Source organism: Streptomyces sp. A01, assembly GCF_059026195.1.
Genome location: NZ_JBWLKN010000063.1, coordinates 1 through 7,412 on the forward strand (window position 1 = coordinate 1; position 7,412 = coordinate 7,412).

2 protein-coding genes are annotated in these 7,412 nt (G+C 72.3%); both read right to left on the reverse strand.

Features of this window, described 5'->3' with window-relative positions; all coding sequences use genetic code 11:
• On the reverse strand, positions 1–1,592 hold a 1,592-nt coding region (locus AC5P1B_RS35355), incomplete at its 3' end, for a type I polyketide synthase (protein WP_493892133.1).
• Between the two features lie 48 nt (positions 1,593–1,640).
• The coding region (locus tag AC5P1B_RS35360) for a type I polyketide synthase (protein ID WP_493892134.1) at positions 1,641–7,412 on the reverse strand (5,772 nt) is incomplete at its 5' end.

The window sequence follows — 7,412 nt, forward strand, 5'->3', positions numbered from 1 at the left end:
ATGACGGCCCGGTGCTCGAACACCGACCGGGTCGTCACCAGCGACCACCCCACATCAGCCACCGGCACCGGGGCATCCGCCACACGTGCGGCCAACGCCGCCGCCTGGCCGCGCAGCGCCTCAGCGCTACGAGCCGACACCACCCACGGCACCACCCCGCCCGCCACCCGCACGGGTTCGGCGGGTTCGGGAGGCTGCCCGTCCGGTTCGGGGGCCTGCTCGATGATCAGGTGGGCGTTGGTGCCGCTGATGCCGAAGGCCGATACCCCGGCCCTGCGGGGGCGTTCACCCCGGGGCCAGGCCACCGCCTCGCTGAGCAGGCGTACCGCACCGGCGTCCCAGTCGACGTGCGGGGAAGGCGCGTCGATATGGAGCGAGGCGGGCAGCGTCTCATGCTGCAAGGCCATCACCATCTTGATCACCCCGGCCGCACCTGCGGCACCCTGCGTATGCCCGAGGTTGGTCTTGACGGAGCCGAGCCACAGCGGCCGGTCGTCCGCCCTCCCTTGCCCGTACGTCGCCAGCAGCGCCTTGGCCTCGATCGGGTCGCCCAGGGTGGTTCCGGTGCCGTGCCCTTCCACCACGTCCACCTCGGCCGCCGACAGCCGGGCGTTGGCCAGCGCCTGCCGGATGACCCGCTCCTGCGACGGGCCGTTCGGCGCGGTCAGCCCGTTGCTGGCGCCGTCCTGGTTGATGGCCGAGCCGCGGATCACGGCCAGCACCCGGTGGCCGTTGCGCCGCGCGTCGGAGAGGCGTTCCAGTACGACAAGGCCGACGCCTTCGGCCCACCCGGTGCCGTCAGCGGAGGCGGCGAAGGACTTGCACCGGCCGTCCGGGGCGAGCCCGCGCTGCCGGGAGAACTCGATGAACGCGCCGGGCGTGGCCATCACCGACACCCCACCCGCCAGGGCCAGTTGGCACTCGCGCTGGCGCAGCGACTGGCACGCCAGGTGCATGGCCGTCAGGGCCGACGAGCAGGCGGTGTCCACCGTCACCGCCGGTCCCTCAAGGCCGAGGGAGTACGCCACTCGGCCGGACGCCACGCTGCCCAGATTTCCGGTCCCGACGTAGCCTTCGACGTCGCTGGTGAGGGGGCCGATGAACGACAGGTAGTCGTGCGAGCTGACTCCGGCGAACACTCCGGTCTCGCTGCCGTGCAGGCTGTCCCGGTCGAGTCCGGCCCGCTCGAACGCCTCCCACGCGGTTTCCAGCAGCAGCCGCTGCTGGGGGTCCATCGCCACCGCTTCGCGCGGGGTGATGTCGAAGAACGCCGCGTCGAAGTCGACGGCGCCGTCACAGAAACCGCCCTCGGTCACATACGAGGTGCCGGACTGGTCGGGGTCCGGATCGTAGAGTGCGTCGAGGTCCCAGCCCCGGTCCGCCGGGAAGGCGCCGATGGCGTCACCGCCGTCGGCCACCAGCCGCCACAGGTCCTCGGGCGACCCGACGCCGCCGGGGTACCGGCAGGCCATGCTGACGATCGCGACCGGTTCCGGCTCGGCCGATTCGGCCTCCCGCAGGCGTTGCCGGGTCTGGCGCAGCTCGGCGGTGACCCACTTGAGGTGGTCGAGAAGCTTTTCCTCATTCGGCATGCGAAACCACGCTCCTTGGCGCGACGCGGTGGGTCGGGAACGACGGGCTCACGACTTTCCGAATTCGTCGGAGATGAGGTCGAAGATGTCCTCCGCCGAGGCCGTCTCCAGGTCACGGTGTGCCCCGGAGGGCCCGTCGGCGCCGTCGTCCGGCTGGCTCCACTTGCCCAGCAGCAGCTCCAGCCGGTGCGTGATCCGCCGCCGGGCCCCCTCGTCGAGCGCGGCGGGGTCGGAGCTCGCGTCCCAGGTGTCGAGGCTGGTCAGCAGGCTTCCCTCGCTGACGACGTCCATGGCGACAAGGTGTTCGCGGAGCAGGTCGGCGAGGGCCTGGGGCGTGGGATGGTCGAAGATGAGGGTCGGGGGAAGGGCGAGGCCAGTGGTGGCCTGGAGCTGGTTGCGGAGTTCGACCGCTGTGAGGGAGTCGAAGCCCAGCTCCTGGAACGGCTTTCCGGCGGGAACAGCGTCGGGGTCGGGGTGGCCGAGCACGGCGGCGACGTGGGTCTGTACGTGCCGGACCAGGAGGTGGCGCTGCTGGGCGGCGGTGCTGGTGGCGAGCTGCTGACGCAACGGGTGCTCGCCGGGCTCGGCGGCCTGCTCCGCGGCCTCGCGGCGGCCGGGCCTCACCAGGTCGGCGATCAACTGGCTGGGGCGCTGTGCGGTGAACGCGGCGGGGAACTTCTCCCAGTCGATGTCGGCGATGGTGAGCGTCGTGTCGTGGTGGTTGAGAGCTTGGTGGAGCGCCTTGACCGCCAGGTCCGGATCGAGCGGTGCGAGGCCCCGGCGGCCGAAGTAGGTGACGGCGCTCTCGTCGGCGGCCATGCCCGTGTCACCCCACGGCCCCCACGCCAGGCTGGTGGCGGGCAGGCCCAGGGCGCGCCGGTGCTCGGCCAGCGCGTCCAGGTAGGTGTTGGCGGCGGCGTAGGAAGCCTGCCGTCCGCTGCCCCAGGCGGCGGCGCCGGAGGAGAACAGGACGAAGGCGCTCAGGTCCAGGTGCCGGGTCAGTTCGTGCAGGTGCGCGGCGGCTTGCGCCTTGGGCCGCAGGATCTGGTCGATGTGCGGCAGGTCGAGGTCAGTGAACGGGGCGTTTTCCGGCAGCCCCGCCGTGTGGATGACGGCGGTCAGCGGGTGCTCGTCGGGGATGGCGTCCAGGAGGCGCTGGACGGCGGCGCGGTCGGAGACGTCGCAGGGAACGATGGTGACGGTGCTGCCCAACGCGGCGATTTCTCCGGTCAGTTGGGTGGCCCCGGGTGCGTCGGGTCCGCTGCGGCTGGCAAGTAGCAGATGCGGGGCACCGTTCTCGGCCAGCCACCGGGCCAGCCGTCCGCCCAGGCCGCCGGTGCCGCCCGTGATGAGTGTGGTGCCGGTGGGCCGCCAGCCGGGGTCGCCGTTGAGACTGATGGCGGGGGCGCGGCGCAGGCGGCGGGCGAAGGTGGCGGTGGCGCGGACCGCGGTCTGGTCCTCGGGCTGCCCGGCGGCGAGGAGCGCCGCCAGCCGGGCGGGGGTGTGGTCGTCGATGGTGGTGGGGAGGTCGATGAGTCCGCCCCAGCGTGCGGAGTGTTCGAGGGCGGCGACCCGGCCCAGCCCCCAGACCTGCGCCTGGGTGGGGCTGGTCAGGGTGTCCTTGACGGAGACGGAGACCGCGCCCTGGGTCAGGCACCACAGCGGCGCGGTGATCCCGGCGTCTCCCAGCGCCTGTACGAGGGCGGTGGTGGCGGCCAGACCGGCCGGCACCGCCGGGTGAGCCGGGTGCGGGTCCTCGTCCAGGGCCAGCAGGTTCAGGATCGCCGCGGGCGGGGTGTCCGCTGCCAGGTCGGCCAGCTGCCGGGCCAGCTCCTCACGACCGACCTGGACCGGGTAGGTCACGGCTGTGGCGCCGTGGCCTTCCAGAGCCTCGGCCGAGGCCAGCACCGCGGGGTGCTCCTCCTGCCCGGGGGGTACGGCCAGCAGCCACGTCCCTGACAGCGGGGCGCCGGTCGCCGGGCCGGTCAGCTGGACCCAGTCGGCGCGGTACCGCCACGAGTCAAGGACGTTCCGCTCGCGGTGCCGCCGCCGCCACGCCGACAGGATGGGCAGTGCGGGCCGCAGGTCATCGGCGGCCTCAGCGGTGTCGTCCACGTGCAGCACGCTGGTCAGGGCATCGACATCACACTCCTCGATGGCGTGCCACAGCTGGTTCTCCGCCGGGTCGTCCACCGTGGCGGCCCTGCCGCCCCTGCCGTCGCGGGCGGAAGGCGCCAGCCAGTAGCGCTGACGCTGGAACGCGTACGTGGGCAGCCCGACCACGCGCGCGGCGCGTCCGGCGAGGAAGACGGCCTCCCAGTCGATCCGCGCTCCGGCGGCGAAGGCCTGCGAGACCGCTCGTACGAGTTGGGCGGGCCCGCCGCGGTCGCGGTGGAGGGTCGGGACCGTGGCCGCCTCGACATCGGCCTGTTCGCAGGTCTCCTGCACACCGATGGTGAGGACAGGATGGGGGCTGGCCTCGATGAACAGCCGGTGGCCGTCGTCGAGGAGGGTTTGGATGGTGTCGGCGAACCGTACGGGCTGCCGCAGGTTGGCCACCCAGTAGGCGGTGCTGAGACCGGCGGGGTCGATGGGGGCCGCGCTGACGGTCGAGTAGAACACCACGTCCGTCTCCAGCGGCAGGACTCCTGTCAAGACGTCGTGCAACTCGTCGGCTATCTGGTCGACCTGCGGGCCGTGTGAGGCGTAGTCCACGTCGATCAGCCGCGCCCGCAGCCCCTGGCCCTCGGCCCGCGCCACCACCGCGGCGACCTGGCCGGGCGGGCCCGAGACGACCGTCGAGGACGGACCGTTCACGGCGGCCACCCCCACCTCCGGGAACCCGGCCAGCAATGCTCCGGCCGCTTCCCCGCCCACGCCAAGAGAGGCCATCGCGCCACCACCGGCCAGCCGCCGCAGCGCCTGACCGCGCAACGCCACAACCCGCGCACCGTCCTCCAACGACAACGCTCCGGCCACACACGCCGCCGCGATCTCCCCCTGACTGTGACCCACCACAGCCGAAGGAACCACACCATGCGCCGCCCACACCGCCGCCAACGACACCATCACCGCCCACAACACCGGCTGCACCACATCCACCCGACCCAGATCCGCGCCACCCCCAACCCCGCGCAACACCTCAGTCAGCGACCAGTCCACATACGGCGACAAAGCCCACTCACACTCCGCCACCCGGTCGGCGAACACCGGGGAACTCTCCAGAAGCCCGGCACCCATGCCGACCCACTGCGAGCCCTGGCCCGGGAAGACCAGCACGGGGCCCGCTTCCGAGGCCACCGCCGTCGTGCCCGGATGGACCACGCCGGGATGTGCCGCACCGGCCGCCAGCGCCTCCAGTCCGGCCAGCAGTTCGTCGCGGCCGTCGCCGAGCACCACCGCGCGGTATTCGAACGCGGACCGCGCGCTGACCAGCGACCAGCCCACATCGAGGGGTGAGATCCGCGGGTCGTCCGCCACATGAGCGACATGAGCGACATGAGCGGCCAGCGCCGCGGCCTGACCACGCAGCCCCTCAGGGCTGCGCGCCGAGACCACCCACGGCACCACCCCGTCCACCTCTGCGGGCCCGTCCCCTTCCGTGGGCTGTCCGTCCGGTTCGGGGGCCTGCTCGATGATCAGGTGGGCGTTGGTGCCGCTGATGCCGAACGCGGACACCCCCGCCCGCCGGGGACGCTCGCCGCGCGGCCACGGAGTCGGCTCGGTCAGCAGGCGTACGGCGCCGGATTCCCAGTCCACATGGGGGGTGGGCTCATCGATGTGCAGGGAGGCGGGCAGCGTCTCGTTCCGCATCGCCATCACCATTTTGATCACCCCGGCGACCCCGGCGGCGGCCTGGGTGTGACCGATGTTGGACTTGACGGAGCCGAGCCACAGGGGCTGCCCGGCGGGGCGTTCCTGCCCGTAGGTGGCCAGCAGGGCCTGGCCCTCGATCGGGTCGCCGAGCGCGGTGCCGGTGCCGTGCGCCTCGACCACGTCGACCTCCGACGGCGACAGCCGCGCGTTGGCCAGTGCCTGGCGGATCACCCGCTGCTGGGAGGGGCCGTTCGGCGCGGTCAGCCCGTTGCTGGCGCCGTCCTGATTGGTCGCCGAGCCACGGATCACCGCCAGCACCTGGTGACCGTTGCGCCGCGCGTCGGACAGCCGCTCCAAGAGCAGCAGCCCCGCCCCTTCGCCCCACACCAGGCCGTCGGCGGACGCCGCGAACGCCTTGCAGCGCGCGTCGGCGGCCATTCCGCGCTGGCGCGAGAACTCGACGAACGCGCCGGGCGTGGCCATCACCGTGACACCACCGGCCAGGGTCATGGTGCATTCGCCCTGCCGTAGCGCCTGACAGGCGAGATGCAGGGCCACCAGCGACGACGAACACGCGGTGTCCACCGTCACGGCCGGGCCCTCCAGGCCGAACGCGTACGCCACGCGGCCCGACACCACACTGCCGATATTGCCGGTGGCGACATAACCCTCCACGTCGCTGGCGGTGTCGGCGGTCAGCGACAGATAGTCCTGCGAGGTCACACCGGTGAACACACCGGTGTTGCTGCCGCTGAGCTGATCACCGCTCAAGCCCGCGTTCTCGAAGGCCTCCCACGCCGTTTCGAGGACCAGCCGCTGCTGGGGGTCCATGGCGAGGGCTTCACGCGGACTGATGCCGAAGAACCCCGCGTCGAACTGGGTCGCGTCGTAGAGGAAGCCGCCCTCACGCAGGTAACTGGTGCCCGGGTGGTCGGGGTCGGGGTGGAACAGGAAATCCAGATCCCAGTTGCGGTCGGCGGGCATCTCCCCGATGGCGTCGCGGCCGGAGGCGACCAGGTCCCACAGCTTCTCGGGGCTCCGCGCGTCCCCCGGATACCGGCATGCCATCGCGACGATCGCGATCGGCTCGTCGGCCGCTGCCGCCGAGGTGTGCCCGGTGACGGCGGCACGCTGACCGGTGAGCTCGTCACGGAGCCAGGTGGCGGCGGCGTACGGGGTGGGGTGGTCGAAGACGAGGGTCGGGGACAGGTCGAGCCCGGTGGCGGCGCTGAGCTGGTTGCGGAGTTCCACGGCGCTGAGGGAGTCGAAGCCCAGCTCCTGGAACGGCTTGCTCGACGGGATGGTGTCGGTGCCGGAGTGCCCCAGCACGGCGGCCGCACTGGTCTGGATCAGACGCAGGAGGATCTGATGCTGCTGCGCGGGTGTACTGTCCGCGAGTTGCCGCACCAGCGGGTGTCCACCGGATACGGCCTCCCGCTCGTCCGCGTCCCGGCCGGGCCGCATGAAGTCGCTGAGGAGCGGACTGGGCCGCTGGGCGGCGAAGGCGGCGGGGAACTTCTCCCAGTCGATGTCGGCGACGGTGACCGTGCTGTCACCGCGATCGAGAGCCTGCTGCAAGGACGCGATCGCCAGGGCGGGGTCGAGGGGGGTGATCCCCAGGCGGCCGAAGTAGGCGACGGCCTCGTCATCGACGGCCATGCCCACGTCGCCCCACGGGCCCCAGGCCACACTGGTCGCCGGCAGGCCGAGGCCGCGCCGGTGTTCGGCCAGCGCGTCGAGGTAGGCGTTGGCGGCGGCGTACGAAGCCTGCTGGCCGCTGCCCCAGGCGGCGGCCCCCGAAGAGAACAGGACGAACGCGCTCAGGTCCAGTTGCCGGGTCAGCTCATGCAGATGACCCGCCGCGTACGCCTTCGGCAGCAGGACTTCATCAAGATGAGCCGATCCCAGCTCGGACAGCGGCGTCACCTCGGCGATTCCCGCCGCGTGGATGACGGTGGTCAGGGGTTGGTCGTCGGGGATGGTGTCCAGGAGGTGGTGGAGGGC